At 44.3% G+C, this 16131-nt stretch carries 16 protein-coding genes; 3 read left to right on the forward strand and 13 right to left on the reverse strand.

What is annotated here, in order from left to right:
* From ubiE to otnK, 11 genes are all read right to left on the reverse strand, one after another.
* Nucleotides 1–756 carry a bifunctional demethylmenaquinone methyltransferase/2-methoxy-6-polyprenyl-1,4-benzoquinol methylase UbiE gene (gene ubiE, locus XDD1_RS14770; RefSeq protein WP_045972351.1) on the reverse strand — a complete coding sequence of 252 codons (756 nt, stop codon included), beginning with the start codon at nucleotides 754–756 and terminating at the stop codon, nucleotides 1–3.
* Between the two features lie 76 nt (nucleotides 757–832).
* Nucleotides 833–2167, reverse strand: coding sequence for a DNA recombination protein RmuC (gene rmuC, locus XDD1_RS14775; RefSeq protein WP_045973676.1), 1335 nt, complete (start codon nucleotides 2165–2167; stop codon nucleotides 833–835).
* 143 nt (nucleotides 2168–2310) lie between these two features.
* A complete protein-coding gene (locus XDD1_RS14780; protein ID WP_045972353.1) occupies nucleotides 2311–2841 on the reverse strand; it encodes a DedA family protein in 531 nt (176 codons plus the stop codon).
* A gap of 76 nt (nucleotides 2842–2917) precedes the next feature.
* Nucleotides 2918–3700: a tyrosine-protein phosphatase gene (locus XDD1_RS14785; protein WP_045972355.1), complete on the reverse strand. Its 783-nt coding sequence runs from the start codon at nucleotides 3698–3700 to the stop codon at nucleotides 2918–2920.
* A gap of 116 nt (nucleotides 3701–3816) precedes the next feature.
* Nucleotides 3817–4572 carry a uridine phosphorylase gene (gene udp, locus XDD1_RS14790; protein ID WP_045972356.1) on the reverse strand — a complete coding sequence of 252 codons (756 nt, stop codon included), beginning with the start codon at nucleotides 4570–4572 and terminating at the stop codon, nucleotides 3817–3819.
* Between the two features lie 164 nt (nucleotides 4573–4736).
* Nucleotides 4737–6122 (reverse strand): GntP family permease, encoded by a 1386-nt coding sequence (locus XDD1_RS14795; protein WP_052705765.1) that lies wholly within the window; start codon nucleotides 6120–6122, stop codon nucleotides 4737–4739.
* 279 nt (nucleotides 6123–6401) lie between these two features.
* Entirely contained in the window at nucleotides 6402–7778 is a 1377-nt protein-coding gene (locus XDD1_RS14800; RefSeq protein WP_045972360.1) for a GntP family permease, read from the reverse strand.
* Entirely contained in the window at nucleotides 7778–8746 is a 969-nt protein-coding gene (denD, locus tag XDD1_RS14805) for a D-erythronate dehydrogenase (protein WP_045972362.1), read from the reverse strand. Before denD ends, XDD1_RS14800 begins: the two co-directional genes overlap by 1 nt.
* Before the next feature lie 64 nt (nucleotides 8747–8810).
* Nucleotides 8811–9578: a DeoR/GlpR family DNA-binding transcription regulator gene (locus tag XDD1_RS14810; RefSeq protein ID WP_045972364.1), complete on the reverse strand. Its 768-nt coding sequence runs from the start codon at nucleotides 9576–9578 to the stop codon at nucleotides 8811–8813.
* A 29-nt stretch (nucleotides 9579–9607) separates the two neighbouring features.
* On the reverse strand, nucleotides 9608–10387 hold the full coding sequence (otnI, locus tag XDD1_RS14815) for a 2-oxo-tetronate isomerase (RefSeq protein ID WP_045972366.1): 780 nt from the start codon (nucleotides 10385–10387) through the stop codon (nucleotides 9608–9610).
* A 109-nt stretch (nucleotides 10388–10496) separates the two neighbouring features.
* The gene (otnK, locus tag XDD1_RS14820; protein WP_045972368.1) at nucleotides 10497–11792 is read right to left on the reverse strand and encodes a 3-oxo-tetronate kinase; all 1296 of its coding nucleotides are present in this window, start codon (nucleotides 11790–11792) and stop codon (nucleotides 10497–10499) included.
* 651 nt (nucleotides 11793–12443) lie between these two features.
* Between otnK and XDD1_RS14825 the strand changes: the two genes are divergently transcribed.
* The 3 genes from XDD1_RS14825 (at nucleotide 12444) to XDD1_RS20260 (ending at nucleotide 13450) form a co-directional block, all read left to right on the forward strand.
* Nucleotides 12444–12917, forward strand: coding sequence for a helix-turn-helix domain-containing protein (locus tag XDD1_RS14825; RefSeq protein WP_045968011.1), 474 nt, complete (start codon nucleotides 12444–12446; stop codon nucleotides 12915–12917).
* Nucleotides 12911–13246, forward strand: a complete 336-nt coding sequence (locus XDD1_RS20075; RefSeq protein WP_071827283.1) for a transposase — start codon at nucleotides 12911–12913, stop codon at nucleotides 13244–13246. Before XDD1_RS14825 ends, XDD1_RS20075 begins: the two co-directional genes overlap by 7 nt.
* A gap of 69 nt (nucleotides 13247–13315) precedes the next feature.
* On the forward strand, nucleotides 13316–13450 hold the full coding sequence (locus XDD1_RS20260; protein ID WP_269450524.1) for a hypothetical protein: 135 nt from the start codon (nucleotides 13316–13318) through the stop codon (nucleotides 13448–13450).
* A gap of 142 nt (nucleotides 13451–13592) precedes the next feature.
* Here the strand turns inward: XDD1_RS20260 and XDD1_RS19510 are convergent, their stop codons facing one another.
* Both XDD1_RS19510 and metE read right to left on the reverse strand, forming a co-directional pair.
* Nucleotides 13593–13736 (reverse strand): hypothetical protein, encoded by a 144-nt coding sequence (locus XDD1_RS19510; protein WP_156979663.1) that lies wholly within the window; start codon nucleotides 13734–13736, stop codon nucleotides 13593–13595.
* A 24-nt stretch (nucleotides 13737–13760) separates the two neighbouring features.
* Nucleotides 13761–16040, reverse strand: coding sequence for a 5-methyltetrahydropteroyltriglutamate--homocysteine S-methyltransferase (metE, locus tag XDD1_RS14835; RefSeq protein ID WP_045972370.1), 2280 nt, complete (start codon nucleotides 16038–16040; stop codon nucleotides 13761–13763).
* Nucleotides 16041–16131 lie beyond the last annotated feature (91 nt).

A 16131-nucleotide genomic window follows, 5' to 3' on the forward strand; every position in this document is an offset into this window, starting at 1 on the left:
TCAGAATTTGAACCCTTTGTGCAGTGCAACGATCCCACCCGTCATGTTGGTGTAATAAACCTGGTCAAAACCCGCTTCTTCCATCATGCTTTTTAAGGTTTCCTGATCAGGGTGCATCCGGATGGATTCTGTCAAATAGCGGTAACTGTCCGCATCCTTCACAACCATTTGGCCGATTTTAGGCAGGACATGAAATGAATAGGCATCATAAACTTTGCTCAACGGTGCCAGTACCGGTTTGGAAAACTCCAGCACCAATAAACGCCCGCCCGGTTTAAGTACCCGATACATGGAACGCAGTGCTTTTTCTTTATCCGTGACATTACGCAAACCGAAGGAAATGGTAATACAGTCAAAATGGTTATCCGGGAAAGGCAACTCTTCGGCATTGGCTTGCACATAACTGACATTGCCGACGATCCCGATATCGCGTAATTTTTCGCGCCCGACTTTCAACATGGAGTCGTTGATATCCGCCAGAACCACTTGACCTTTTTCCCCCACAATGCGGGAGAATTTTGCGGTCAGGTCACCGGTTCCGCCGGCCAGATCAAGCACCTTATGACCACGGCGAACACCACTGGTTTCAATCGTGAAACGTTTCCAGATACGATGAATGCCAAATGACATCAAATCATTCATTAAGTCATATTTTGCGGCCACAGAGTGAAACACCTCTGCCACCATCTCTTTTTTTTCTTCTTTGGCTACGGTGCGGAAACCAAAATCAGTGGTTTCTTTTGATTGATCTGCCATGTTAATTGTCCGCTTTTTATTCAAAAAAAATTTATAGCCAGTGTACCAGCCTTTCCGATAAAACCCTATTCAGAGTTCACTCATTTATCTGCAACGATTGAAAAGATTTATCAATTAATTGTGAATCGATAGGACGTTTCACATCCACACCTAAATCACGAAATCCTTCGGCCTGACTAATCAAGTTTCCTCTGCCCTCAACCAGCTTTTTCATGGCGAAATGGTAACTTGCCTGTGCTTTGTTGAGGCTTTGCCCCAACCCCTGCATATCATCCACAAACAATCGCATTTTGTCATACATTCTGGCCGCCTTATCCGCAATCAGGCGGGCATTTTGGCTTTGATATTCATAACGCCACAAATTATTGATCGTGCGAATAGCCACCAACAACGTGGAGGGGCTAACCAGCATGATATTATGTTTCAATGCTTCATCAAGTAACTCTGGCGCCTGATTGAGCGCAACCAAATAAGCCGGTTCCACGGGAATAAACAGCAAAACATAATCCAGCGATCGCAATCCGGGCAATTGCTGATAATCTTTTCGGCTCAAGCCACGAATATGCCCTTTGATTGAGTTAATATGTTCCTGTAATGCCTGTGCCTGTTGCTCTTCATCCTCACTGTTGAAATAACGTTCATAAGCGACCAGCGACATTTTGGCATCAATAATGACATCTTTTCCCTGTGGCAGATGCACAATCACATCAGGTTGAAAACGTGCGCTGTTTTCAGCTTTGATATTAACCTGTGTATCGAACTCATGCCCTTCACGCAAGCCGGATGCTTCCAAAACCCGCGCTAATACCATTTCTCCCCAATTTCCCTGCATTTTATTATCGCCTTTCAGCGCCTTTGTGAGATTGATGGCCTCTTTTGCCATCTGCGCATTGAGTTGCTGGAGATTACGAATTTCATGGGTCAGAGTATGGCGTTCACGCGCCTCCTGCCCAAAACTGTCTTGTACCTGACGGCGGAATCCCTCAAGTTGTTCACGAAAGGGCATCAAAAGAGTATTAAGGTTTTGGCGATGGTGTTCGTCGGTACGGCGTTGATTATGTTCAAAGATGCGATTGGCGAGGTTTTCAAATTGGCTACTTAATCGTTGTTCACTGTTGATCAATAAACGCTGTTTTTCCTCCGCGGCCAGCCGGGTTTCTTCAAGCCGGGTACTCCATTCGCGTAATTCCGCTTCCTGCACGCTATTAATTTCGCGTTGAGCCAACAACGCCTGGTTTAGTTGATCACATTCAGTACGCCAATAATGGGATTGTTCCAGCTTTTCATGGCTGACCGCCAGTTGGCTATATAATTCACGCAGTTCCTGCTCTTTTTGCCGGATTCTCTGCTGAACAGAAAGCCAGACGAAGATCCCTCCGCCCAGCAATCCACTCAAGCCGCCAATTAGCATATACAACCACTGGATATCCACCTAAACACCCTCACTAACACCATTTTGATTTACCCGCTGTAATAAATGTAAGTTAAGTAGAGGCTGTATAGATGTCCAGAGTATTTTTATGGCTTTCTTTCAGTTTGCAAAGCGGCTCGCAATTATCCCATCCATTCGGCTAACCAACGCAGGCCAAATGCGCCCGGAGCTAAGATACCGAATGCCCAAATCAAGGCAGAAGCGAAATTGGCGAGCTGAAAATGGCGTCTTGGCATAGCACAAATCCCCGCCACCAACGGTACAACCGCCCTTAACGGGCCAAAAAAACGCCCAATGAAAACACCCCATACTCCCCATCGTTCAAAGAACCGATGTCCGCGCACCAAGGTTTGGGGATGGCGGGAAAGCGGCCACATCTTGCCGACATTTTCTTTGTAATGAAAACCAAACCAGTAAGAGAGCCAATCACCAAAGAAAGCGCCGGCGGCCGCAGCCACCCAGATTGGCCAGAAAGTTAACCCACTTTCACCAATCAATGCGCCTAATCCCAGCAAAATGATTGTTGCCGGCAATAACAGGGAAATAAATGCCAGCGATTCACCAAATGCCAGCAGGAAAATGATGGGAATTGCCCAAATTTCATGGGCTTTTACGAAGTTTACGACCAGTTCGATGATGTCATGCAGACTCACATTAATCTTTCCTGTATTATCAGTGGGATGTCATCGGTTAGCCCTGAGCAATCAACTCAATGCTAACCTGATATTTTTATTCAAGAAAATACGCTTGTAGCTTTTCGCGCGCAGCCATATCCAGCCCGATATCTTTTTCCAGCCAAATATCCACGCTGCCATAATGCTGGTTAATGCTATTGAGTGCAGTCATTAAAAACTCTTCCCTGACTGAATAAACATAGGCAAATTTTTCAACTACGCTTTCACTCATCATTTTTGCGTGTTCATTCAATAAATAGTCCCGGTACGGTGCCAATGTGACATTGGTCAACAAATAATCTTCCATCACCGTAGCCAGATCCGCCCCCAATGCGAATAAAACCAGTGCTGAACCAACACCCGTCCGGTCTTTACCCACCGCGCAATGTTGTACAATCCCGCCTTTCTCTGGTTGCAGCAATAAGGTCGCTAACGTTTTATAAGCCGGGTTATTGATGGGCAACAATTCATATAAGCGAGACATAAAGACTTTCGCGTCGAATTGCTCCAGTATCTCCTTGCCTAACTTATCCAGATTGGCATCCACTTCTTTGGCAAGCGGATTGGCCGGCGCATGGTGATAATGCGCTCCCTGCCATACCTGATCGGGTTTATCCATGATTTCGCTGTTATCACGATAATCAATGATCTGTAAAAGGTTTTTGCTGACTAAAAAAGCCTGATCGTTTTCTGTCAACTTATCCAGTGAACCGGAACGAAATAACAATCCTGATTTAATTTTAGCGCCATTATTCAGTGTGTTATTACCTAAATCACGAAAATTAATGCCGCCATTCAAAGGAAGCAGTGAAGGATGAGATAGCAATGTTGTGGTCATAGTTACTCTTGTTGCGATTAAAAGATACAAAATGTTATGACATTAACAGATTTTGCCATGAAGGGAAGAGAACATAAACGACAGGGCCAGAATGCTCTGACCCTTGATGAAAGGCATTACAGCAGGCGGCGAGCGGCCTCCACAACAATTCCCAGCGCGTTGCTTTCTGTTTTTTTCAGCAACTCAACATCCGGGATTTCCTGTTGGGTACGGTTAACGATCACGCCGGCCACCATCCCCGCACGCAATCCCTGACTTGCACACATCGTCAGTAATGTTGCTGACTCCATCTCAAAGTTCATTACGCCCATTTCCTGCCACTCTTGCATAGAACCCTGAAAACGGCGAACCACACGGCCGGAATAGGTATCGTAACGCTCTTGTCCTGGATAGAAGGTATCGGAAGAGGCAGTAATACCCACATGCGTCGCAGAGCCTGAGGCTTTTGCGGCTTCGTACAGTGCATTGGTACACGCAAAATCAGCCACCGCTGGGAACTCCATTGGGGCAAAGTGCAAGCTGGCGCCGTCCAACCGTACCGCGGCGGTCGTAACCAAGACATCGCCGACATTAATATGTGGCTGAATCGCCCCCGTTGTACCGATACGCAGGAAAGTACGCACGCCCAATTGTGCCAGTTCTTCTACAGCAATCGATGTTGAGGGGCCGCCGATGCCGGTAGAGCAAACCACAACGGCCTTTCCGTCAATTTCTGCACGCCAGGTGGTGAATTCACGGTGGGAAGCCAGATGTACCGGGTTATCCATCAGTCGTGCAATTTTTTCAACACGGTTAGGATCGCCTGGCACAATCGCCAGCGTCGCGCCTTGCAGGTCGCTTTTGGTGATACCTAAGTGAAATACATCAGACATATCAGACTCCTCAACGGGCATGATTCAAAATATGAATACCTAAATTTAGTCAATACTCTGACACTTTTTAGTGATTTAAATCATCTTTAATTAACTTCATAAAGAAACGCATACACATATTTGTGATTTAAATCACATTTAACAGAGAAAATAGCCATCGCTATTTACATGACAAGATTAAGCAGCAGTACACCACATAATCCAATTCCCCATGCGATTGTGGTAGGAATCGACCAGACGATAATCTGCTGCCTCACATGGGTAATTCCCATCATCCGGTTAACCACCCAGAAAAAACAGTCATTAAAGTAACTAAAAAACAGGGTACCCATCACCGCGGCTTGCGCCGCTACTAACATATTCACATCCGGTATCTGCTTGATAATAGGCGCTGAAATGGAAGCAGCGGTTATCATTGCTACCGTGCCAGAACCTTGGATTATGCGTATCAGCGTTGCGATGATAAACGGGATCAAAACGGGAGTTATTGGCAAGCTGGCAACATAGTGCGCTAATATTGTCCCGGTGGCGCTTTCGTTTAATACCGCGCCCAATGCCCCTCCCGCGCCTGACACCAACAAAATAATGCCCACACTTTTTAGCCCGGTTTCCAAATGTTCGGTGACTTCGTGTTTACTGGCGTTTGGCATTAGGGTATAAACCGCCAGAAGTACACTGATTGCCAACGCAATAATCGGTGATCCCAGAAAATTAAGCATCTGAAAATAGATAGCATTTTCCTTGCCAGCAAATTCATCCGTTCCCAGTACCATTCCATTAATGACGCCAATAAACATCAGAATAATGGGCACAACAATCGGCAAAAGGGAAAGAAACAGGCTCGGCAGCGGTTTTTGCTCTTTTTCTGCCTGATAACGCTGATGAGCTTGTTGCAAACTCTCTGCATTTTCTTCGGTATTATCAAGCTGATATTCAGGATATTTCGTCTCCAACCACTTTGCATAGCAGGTGATTCCAATCACACAGGGAACCGCCAGTATCATGCCTGCCAGCATCATCTGGCCGATACTCACGCCGAATATTCCGGCTACCGCAAGCGGCCCCGGCGTTGGGGGAACGATATGGTGAGTGACCACTAACCCACCAGCCAGCGCCACCCCAAGGGACAAGACATTACGTTTACCTTGTTTCGCCAATGCCTTCACCAGCGGATAGAGGATCACAAAAGCCGAATTCACAAATATAGGGATACTGACAATATAACCGGTTATCGCCAAGGCCCACTCTTCACGTCTTTTCCCCAGACATTGAATCAGGCTATAGGCGATCCGTTCCGTTGCGCCAGAGACTTCCAATATCCGCCCCATCATACATCCCAATCCAATCACAATACCGATGCTGCCTAATGTCGAACCAAATCCTTTCGTCATTACCTCAACGACATTGCTCATCGTCAATCCACCGGATATCCCGGCGATGATGGCCGCCATTAACATGGCAATAAGCACATGAACGCGAGTACGCAAGACCAGAAAAATCAGCGTAAATACCGCCACGCCCAATCCAATCATTGGAATGTAAAACTCCATCATAAAACCTCATCAAATCTGTATTACTGGCAATAAATGCACGAACGGCATCGCTGAATAAATCACTGCTGGCCAAAAACCTGCGCCACCAGTATATCGCAAGCACCTGCCTTCATAGCGCGTTGGGCGATTTTACAAGACAGGGATAGTTGAAAAACGATGAAAACGAAGCGACGGGGAGTGAAAATTGCAATGGAAAGAAGGAGATTGCTGGAAAAGTGTCTGACAGCGACCGGAGTAAAATGGGTCACTGTCAGAGCGAGGTTGAATAATGATGATTTACATAATGAGGTTAAGAACCAATATACCGCACAATCCAATTCCCCACGCAATGGTTGTCGGTACTGACCAGACGATCATTTGCTGTTTTGCGTCTTTAATGCCCATCATCCGGTTGACCATCCAGAATAGGCTGTCGTTGAAATAGCTGAAAAACAGTGCGCCTATAGCTGCTGCCTGAGCCGCCAGTAACATGTTGATACCGGGTATTTGGCTGATTACGGGGGCTGAAATGGAAGCCGCAGTTATCATTGCTACTGTACCGGACCCCTGAACCAAGCGTACTAATGTAGCAATTATGAATGGGATCAAAACCGGCGTTATTGGTAGGCTGGCAACCTGTTGTGCTAAAAGAGTTCCCGTACCACTTTCACGCAACACGGCTCCCAGTGCCCCACCCGCACCCGTAACCAATAGAATTATACCTGCTGTTTGTACCCCTGACTCCAAATGTTCAATGACTTCGTGTTTGCTGATTTTTGGTATAAGTGTATAAACTGCCAGCAAGACACTGATCGCCAGTGCGATAATCGGTGTACCAAGGAAATCAAGGAGCTGAAAATAGAAATACTTTTCTTTTCCAACAAACCCATCCATTCCCAATATCATGTTATTGATCGCTTTAATTAAAATCAGAATAATCGGCACAATAATAGGCAAAAGAGAAAGAAATAAGCTTGGTAACCGTTTATTAGCTTTTTCTTCCATATAATGCTGATGGATCTGTTGCAAATTTTCTTCTGTATCCGCAAACTGATATTCAGGATATTTAGTCTCTAGCCACTTTGCATAAAAAGTAATGCCAATAACACAGGGTACAGCCAATACCATACCTGCCAGCATCATTGAGCCTATACTCACCCCGAATATTCCAGCCACACCGAGCGGTCCCGGCGTTGGAGGAACAATATGATGTGTTACCACCAACCCTCCTGCCAGCGCTACCCCCAATGTCAGTAAATTTCGTTTACCTTGTTTCGCCAGTGCCTTCACCAGCGGATAGAGGATCACAAAAGCCGAATTCACAAAGATAGGGATACTGACAATATAACCGGTTATCGCCAAGGCCCACTCTTCGCGCCTTTTCCCCAGACATTGAATCAGGCTATAGGCAATCCGTTCCGTTGCACCAGAGACTTCCAATATCCGCCCCATCATACATCCCAATCCAATCACGATACCGATGCTGCCTAATGTCGAACCAAACCCTTTGGTGATCACTTCAACGATATTGCTCATAGTTAAGCCACCAGAGATCCCCGCGATTACCACGGCAATCAACATGGCAAGCAATACATGAATACGAGTGCGCAAGACCAGAAAAATCAGCGTAAATACCGCCACTCCTAATCCAAGGATTGGGGTGTAAGAGTCCATTAGAAAATCCCATTTAGATCCGGATTACTGACGATAAATGCACGAATGGCATCACTGAATGAATGTCCAACGCTGAATCCCAAAGCAAGACTATGGCTAATGTCAAAATTTCCGGGCCAACTTGACACAATTTGATTAACGCTTTCATCTAGTTCAAAACGAATAAGATCCACTACCTTTTGACCAGCTATCTCTTTCAGCGAATCGATCATTTCTTGTACCGTGATACTGATTCCTGGCAAATTTACAATGCGTGAAATAGCCAGTTTTTCGGCTGGTATTTGTACTGCATGTATGAGATTACGCACCACTATTTCAGGGCTAGATAACCACAAAACAAGCTCACGAGAAACCGGGCAAATACAACTTTTTCCCTGTAATGGTTCACGAATAATTCCACTGGCAAATGAAGAGGCCGCTTTATTGGGTTTTCCTGAGCGGATGCTGATAGTTGGTAAACGAAGAACACGTCCATCGACATATCCCTTTCGGGAATAATCATTAATCATCAATTCACACATTGCTTTTTGAGTGCCATATGAGGATTGTGGATTAACAGCACAATGTTCTGTGACCGTTTTCGGCAAGTTTCCCCCAAATACAGCCAGTGAACTAGTGAAAATAAATTTTAATGATGGATTCTTAGTACGAGCTGACTCTAATAAATTTCTTGTCATATCAAAATTAACTTTCATGCCTAAATCGAAATCTTGTTCAGCATGGCTACTAACGATAGCTGCGAGATGAAACAAAACATCGCTCTCTGCATCAATTAATTTTTCAGCAACGTTTTCCTGCGCCAAATCCATTGCCAAACATTGTACCCTTGGATCATTAATAGGAGAAATTGGACACTGAATATCAATTAACATCAACTCACTAAAATTCATTCCATGACAATTTTTAAGCAAAGTAAAAGCTAACTGCTGGCCCAGAAAACCTGCACCACCAGTAATGATAATTTTCATCTAAATTTCTCCTTCATAGTCTCTTGGAACTATTTCGTAAATAAGAATTTATTTTTTGTGCTTCTTATACATCGACAATATGTAGTTTTAGACCTATTTCCTGTAATTTTCTTTGTTCTGATATCGGTAATTTATCGTCACATACTATGTCATTCAAATTTGAGAGAGAACAAACGCGAAACATGCCGTATTTTCCATATTTACTGCTATCAGAAATCAATATTTTTCTACGAGCAATTTCTAATAACATCTGTTTTACAAAAACTTTTTCTTCATAAGGAGTTGAAATACCATGTTCAAGATCCCATGAACTTGTACTGATAAAGGCAATATCTATATTCAAAGTACGTAATACCATAGCTGCGGTATTCCCGACACAGGAATAATTGCGTTTATCCACCTGTCCTCCAGTGTGAAACAGATTCAGTTGTGGTTTATTTATCAAATATTGGGTGATCGAAAAATCATTTGTAACAATAGTAAGATTGAAACGTTCTGCCAATACCTGCGCAATTTCAAACGTCGTAGTTCCCGCATCCAAATAAACTACCTGCCCATCTTTCACTAATGAAGCCGCATATTTTCCAAGCACACGCTTATAGCGGTGATTAATAAGGGCTTTTTCATTCCATGGTAATTCTTGCCGTAAGGCATTATTTAATTGAATACCTCCAGTAACACTAATGATTTTCCCTTCATCTTCCAAAAGACGAATGTCTCGTCTCACAGTCATATGAGAAACATTTAGCAATTCAACTAAATCGCCGATGGAAACCGTCTTATATTCATGTAAGTGACGGTAAATAAAATCTCTACGTTCTGGGGGAGTCATTATCTCTCCTGCTACATTACCGCTCACAATCATGATTGGGATTTTACCAACCATCCAAGTCCCTTCTCCGTATGGTCTGCCGGATAATATTCACATCCAAGCCATCCTTGATACCCCATCGCATCCAATTTCTTAAATAACCAAAAATAATTGACCTCACCCGTGTCAGGTTCATGACGTTCCGGTACTGATGCAATTTGAATATGGCTAAATTTACCCCACAACCGTTCTATCGTTCGCAATAAATCACCTTCCATAACTTGGCAGTGATAAAGATCCAACTGAATAAAGACATTTTTACGGCCAATAGTCTCTAACAGTGACTCTGCTTGCTTCTGTGTTGTCAAAAAATAATCTGGTATATCGTGGGCATTGATCGGTTCAATTAAAACATTAATACCATACTCAGCCATCACGTCCGCAGAGTATTGAATATTTTTGATATAGCATTTGCATTGTTGTTCTTGAGTAAACTGGCTATTCCACTTCCCGGCCATTGCATGAACTTGTTTACAACCTAATATCAAGGCATATTCCAATGCCTTATGCACTCCTTCAGCAAAAACTTTCTCTCTCCCTGGTAAACAAGCCATTCCTCTGTCACCTAAACTCCAATCTCCAGCAGGCATATTGAACAGTATTTGTGCCAGATGATGTTCTCTCAACAATGCTGCAATCTTCTCCGCTGGTTCCATATAAGGAAACAAACATTCAACACCCCTGAATCCTGCATTCGCAGCCCTCGCAAAACGTTCAATAAAAGGAACCTCATTAAACATTGTGCTCAAATTTGCAGCAAACCTAACCATGGCCCATCCTTCTTATCTTAGAGATAACGCACGCTCAGTGCTTCTGTTTCTTCTGTGCTGGATCTTGACCAGTTTTCTCTCTGTTGTTCTATCATCATAAGAAAACACTTTATTTGCATGACGTCATATTAGGGCGATGAAAAATCTCCTGTGCATGCAAAAAGAAATTTTTTCCACCAAAATTGCCTGATTTCAGCACCAACCAGCAATCATTCTGTAAATTACACACCCAAGGAATACCAGGGGAAATAGATACGCCAATACTGAGTTGGTAAATTCCCAAACCTTGTACAATCTGGGCAGAAATTTCTCCTCCCGCAACAATAAAAGTATTAAATCCGTGTAGTCTCAGTTTGCTAGCTATGTCAGAAAAAATCTGTTCAACCGCATTACTGGCTTTCGAAGCTCCATATTCCTGTTGAATCATTTTTAACGAATTAGGGGACTGCGTGGAATACAACATCGGCGCAAGATCATCTACTGGTTGCTGAATGATCCAGTCTACCAACTGGTTAGCATATCCTGAGTTGTTAATACATTCCCTCACATTCACTGCCATAGCAGGTGCTATCTTTTTATATTCAGCAACCTGCTGATTTGTCATAACCGAGCAACTTCCCGCAAGAATAACTGACCTTCTACCTTGGTTTGGTGGGATATCCCCAAGTATTGATGCTGATAGTGTTTTCCCTGTGTGGTAGCTAGCAATTGCAGCCCCTAGGCCAGAACCTCCTGTTACCAAAACCATATCTGATACAGCTTGAGCAATCGGTAATAGATCTTCCATAACTAGAGCATCAATAACCGCATAACGAACACCGTCTTGGTGTAATAACTCCAAATGATGATAAATAGCCTGTTTTCCTTCACGAACACAACTAAGGTTGATTAATCCTGCTTTTCCCCTTGATTGTTGTTCTATTAAGCGCAGCAAATTAGCATCCTTCATCGGAGTAAGGGGGTGATATTGCATTCCGCTTTCGTTCAGTAATTGTCCGTTAACAAATAAATGTCCATGTACTACCGTTCTTCCGTTAATTGGAAGAGCGGGACAAACCAGACTAATATCAATGTGAAGCTCATCCATCAAGGCATCAATAACCGGACCAATATTTCCTTCTGGTGTGGAATCGAAAGTAGAGCAATATTTGAAAAACAGTTGCTGGCAATCAGCCTGATACCGTAACCATTGGCAAGATTTCAGTGAATTATCTATTGCTTCCTCAACAGGACAAGAACGGTTTTTCAGGCTAATAACAATGGCATCGACATCGTCTGGAATAGGTGTGCTTTCGTCTGGAACGCCTAATAGTTGAATAACCCGCCAGCCACCCTGCACCATGAAACTAGCAATATCTGTTGCTCCAGTAAAATCATCAGCAATCACTCCCAGTTTAATGGTCATGATATTCTCTTTATGAAAGTTATTCGCTCAAATACATTAATCATATTCCCCTATTACAGATCCTAAAGACTAAAAGTAAATGGTAGATATGCCCTCTTACCTATTTCATTTTTCACTATCGACGTATTACAAACAGTTATGATCACAATAAAATTAATTTGAGCTATATGAAAAATCAAAAGGATTAGAAGCCATTACTGTTAGTTCCTCTGATACAACTTCCAACCCTTTCTTATTTTCACCAAAAAATGTTCAATTTGTATATCCTTACCAAAAACACAGTTTGTTCCTGACCTATTGATTTACACCTTTGCATCCGCCTTTTTCAGTTGCTTGTGGCTTCGGTCTTGAGATCAAAACCATAACCGCCCTAATTAAAGACTGTGCGATTCCCATTCCCATCGCTCCCAGCCCTATAACCCCTATTTTTTGTATTGAATTATTCATGAGGTTCCCTGGTGTTGTGTGACAATTTGTTACCTTTTAATCTTCACATAGATAATTTCACAAAAAAACGATGAATATCACATTCAAGATTTATATATCACATGAAAAATTTAATATAACAATTTGATTTTAAGTTAATCAGATAAACTATCTGCATTACTGTTACAATCGATAACACGATAACCTGATTTTCTGCCTGTCCTTATGAAATCGAAGATAATACTTTCTGAGCCTGAACGAATAACATTGCAACAACTCGCTTTGAATCATCCCCACCGGGATATCCGTACGCGAGGAACGGGTTTGCTCATGCTTGCCAGAGGGAGCAAGCCGTCCCAGATCACCGCTGAAATAGGATGCAGTCTCCGGGTTATCTATAATTGGGTTCACATGTGGCACAATTCAGGGATAGCGGGATTATTAGGCGGTCATGCTGGAGGCCGGTATCTCGCTATGACGCCTGAAATGATTGCCACTGCGGTCGAAGCTGCCTGTGCAGAGTCCCTAACTCTCGCACGGATAGCCCAGTGCGTTGAGGCAAAGCATGGGCCCCTGCCTTGTACGCTTGAAACGCTGGCAAATACCCTGAAAAAGCAGGGGCTCACCTATAAACGCACCCGTCTATCGCTTAAAAAAAGCGCAACGAAACGGAGTTTGCTAACAAATCCGCCTTGCTGAATAAAATTAAGGCTGGAGCACAGTTAGGCCATTACCCTTTGGTCTATTTTGATGAGGCGGGTTTTGCCGCATCTCCTCCCGTGCAATATGGATGGAGTCCACGGGGTAAGCCCCATGAAACTGAACCTCAAGAACATGACAGGCGGTCAGTTCTGGGGGCGTTAAATTACACCGATAAAACGCTGTTTTACCAAAAAACGTCCAGGAAGATCACGCGAAATGAAGTGATTGATTTTTTAAAGCACCTCCCCCAACAAGGGGACCACCGCCCTGAAATTTTTTATGTTGGAAAAGTGCCGATTCCTTCACGGGATTTGAAAAAAAAATAAAAAAATAGCTGGTTACGAGAACACAACCTGTTTTTATTCTACCTTCCCGCCTACAGCCCAGAGCTGAATTTGATTGAAATCGTCTGGAAACAAGCCAAATACCATTGGCGACGTTTTATCACTTGGACTCAGGAGACAATGGAGAATGAATTAAATACGTTATTGGGCGGTTATGGTAACCAATTTGCAATTAATTTCTCTTGAGTACTTAAAAAAATTAACACCAATAACCAGAAAAATAACTTTCACATATCAGTGTTATTAACATAAGAAAAGTTTCTTAATACCCCAATATCCCCGTTATCCCCAAATCAGGTGAATTTGAAATTCATTCTCGTAAACGCACCTAACTCAGTGTTTTATCCGTTAAAACAGATAAAACCACCAACAGATGGGAGACGATGACATTGGGCTTTTGCCAGATTGGATGGAAGAGCAGGGATGGGCTGTCAGGGAAACAAACGCTTTTCACCCGCCACACTGCATTCACTGTGGCGGGTCTCTTTTATTTGAGTTAACTGTTCAATGAAGCGCGCAGGCGTTTTGCTGCTTCGACCATGTTGGCCAACGCTTGTCTGGTTTCTGTCCAACCGCGGGTTTTCAAACCGCAGTCCGGGTTCACCCATAAACGCTCAACCGGGATACGATCAGCCGCTTTGCGCAGCAATGCCTCTATCCATTCAACACTCGGGACGTTGGGTGAGTGAATATCATACACGCCCGGCCCGATCTCATTCGGATAGGAGAAATCTTCAAACGAATCCAGCAGCTCCATATCCGAGCGGGAGGTTTCAATAGTGATCACATCCGCATCCAGCGCTGCAATGGATGGCATAATGTCATTGAACTCGCAATAACACATATGGGTATGGATTTGGGTATCATCTTCCGCAATGGCAGCACTCAGTTTGAACGCATCCACCGCCCACGCCAGATATTCCTGCCACTCTTCTCTGCGCAGTGGCAAGCCTTCACGCAGTGCGGGTTCATCAATTTGAATGATGCCAATACCGGCTTTCTGCAAATCATCAACTTCATCACGCAGAGCCAGTGCGATCTGTTTAGCGATGGTTTCACGGCTGATATCTTCCCTTGGGAATGACCAACAGAGAATGGTCACCGGCCCCGTTAACATGCCCTTGACCGGCTTATCCGTCAGGGATTGTGCATAGGTCGCCCAATTTACTGTTATCGCCTCTGGCCGGCTGATATCGCCAATGATGACCGGGGGTTTTACGCAACGGGAACCGTAACTTTGCACCCAGCCATTTTGGGTAAAGACATAGCCGTCAAAGTGTTCACCGAAATATTCCACCATGTCGTTACGTTCAGCTTCACCATGTACCAATACATCCAGCCCCAGACGTTCCTGTTCTTGCACCGCTTGTTTGATATGGTCACTGATATTGGTTCGGTAATGTGCACTGTCCACCCGACCTTTTTTGAAATCGAGACGCAGGCTGCGAATTTCTGTTGTCTGCGGGAATGAGCCTATAGTCGTGGTTGGCCACAGCGGTAAGTTATAACGTTGACGCTGGAGCTTAGCACGCTCAGGGTAGGCCTGATGACGTTCACTGTCCTGTGGCTTAATCGCCGCAAGGCGTTCAGCGACCGCAGAATTGTTCACCCTGATGGAGCTGCGACGGGCGCGAATAGGGGCACTATAAGCATCCAGCTCAGCCTGTTTACTGCCTTCCGGTGCATTCAATGCTTGTGACAGCAAAGAAAGTTCCGCACATTTCTGCAAGGCAAAAGCAAACCAGCTTTTCACTTCTTCATCCAATCCGGTTTCATCATTCAGGTCAATGGGGCTATGCAGCAATGAACAGGAAGTCCCGATCCACACCGTTCTTTTAGCCACCAATGGCGCAACAAGTTGATATTTTTCACTCAAATCCGCTCGCCAAACATTGCGGCCATTAATCACCCCCAATGAAAGCAGCCAATCTTCTGGCAATGATTGATCCAAATTCTCAAGCGAATCTTGCCCTGCCACCAAATCGACGTGCAGTCCTTGCACCGGCAGCGATTTTATGGTTTCCAGATTGTGGCCGATGCTATCGAAATAGGTCGTCAGCAACAATTTCACGTGCCCTTCAAGTGATTGGTAAGCTGTTGAGAATGCCGCCAGCCACTCTTTTGGTAGCTCCAGCACCAGGGCCGGTTCATCAATCTGTACCCACTCAATGCCGCGTTTTGCCAGTTCTGCCAGCACTTGCTGGTATACCGGCAGGATATCCTGCAATAAAGACAGGCGATCAAAAGCCTTGCCTTTCACCTTACCAAGCCATAAATAGGTCACGGGCCCCAAAAGAACCGGTTTGACTCTGTGCCCTAATGCCAGTGCTTCATCCACTTCGTCCAGCAATTGCGTCCAACCCAGCTTAAATGCTTGCCCTTCCTGAAATTCAGGCACGATATAGTGATAATTGGTGTTGAACCATTTCGTCATTTCCGCCGCTGCCGCCGGTGTTCCTGTTGGTGCCCGGCCACGGGCGATACGGAACAGGGTATCCAGATCAATCTTACCCTCTTCATTTTGATGACGCGGTGGAACATTGCCCAATAACAGGCTGGTGGTCAATACTTGGTCATACCAGGCAAAATCACCCACGGGGACTAAATCAACGCCCGCTTCTTGTTGTTGTTGCCAGTGACGTGCACGTAATTCACGGCCGGTCTCCAGCAATTCCTGTTGAGAAATTTTGCCCGCCCAATAGCTCTCTTGCGCCTTTTTTAGCTCTCTTTTCAAGCCAATACGTGGAAAACCCAATGTATGATTCAAAACTGTCATGTCGTCACCCATAAAATTTTAGCCGTCTAGATGTTTACACTTCTATAATCAACAGGTAGTGTATAAACCACAAGCGCAATTTATTCATTAT

It is taken from the genome of Xenorhabdus doucetiae, assembly GCF_000968195.1.
Classification (GTDB): domain Bacteria; phylum Pseudomonadota; class Gammaproteobacteria; order Enterobacterales; family Enterobacteriaceae; genus Xenorhabdus; species Xenorhabdus doucetiae.

Excerpts from the sequence above, each read along its gene's own strand:
- rmuC (WP_045973676.1), bottom strand. The coding sequence starts at position 2,167 with ATGCTAATTGGCGGCTTGAGTGGATTGCTGGGCGGAGGGATCTTCGTC.
- metE (WP_045972370.1), bottom strand. The coding sequence starts at position 16,040 with ATGACAGTTTTGAATCATACATTGGGTTTTCCACGTATTGGCTTGAAA.
- XDD1_RS14785 (WP_045972355.1), bottom strand. The coding sequence starts at position 3,700 with ATGACCACAACATTGCTATCTCATCCTTCACTGCTTCCTTTGAATGGC.
- ubiE (WP_045972351.1), bottom strand. The coding sequence starts at position 756 with ATGGCAGATCAATCAAAAGAAACCACTGATTTTGGTTTCCGCACCGTA.
- XDD1_RS14800 (WP_045972360.1), bottom strand. The coding sequence starts at position 7,778 with ATGGACTCTTACACCCCAATCCTTGGATTAGGAGTGGCGGTATTTACG.
- otnK (WP_045972368.1), bottom strand. The coding sequence starts at position 11,792 with ATGACCATTAAACTGGGAGTGATTGCTGATGATTTTACTGGAGCAACA.
- denD (WP_045972362.1), bottom strand. The coding sequence starts at position 8,746 with ATGAAAATTATCATTACTGGTGGTGCAGGTTTTCTGGGCCAGCAGTTA.
- udp (WP_045972356.1), bottom strand. The coding sequence starts at position 4,572 with ATGTCTGATGTATTTCACTTAGGTATCACCAAAAGCGACCTGCAAGGC.
- otnI (WP_045972366.1), bottom strand. The coding sequence starts at position 10,387 with ATGGTTAGGTTTGCTGCAAATTTGAGCACAATGTTTAATGAGGTTCCT.
- XDD1_RS14825 (WP_045968011.1), top strand. The coding sequence starts at position 12,444 with ATGAAATCGAAGATAATACTTTCTGAGCCTGAACGAATAACATTGCAA.
- XDD1_RS14795 (WP_052705765.1), bottom strand. The coding sequence starts at position 6,122 with ATGGAGTTTTACATTCCAATGATTGGATTGGGCGTGGCGGTATTTACG.
- XDD1_RS14810 (WP_045972364.1), bottom strand. The coding sequence starts at position 9,578 with ATGACTCCCCCAGAACGTAGAGATTTTATTTACCGTCACTTACATGAA.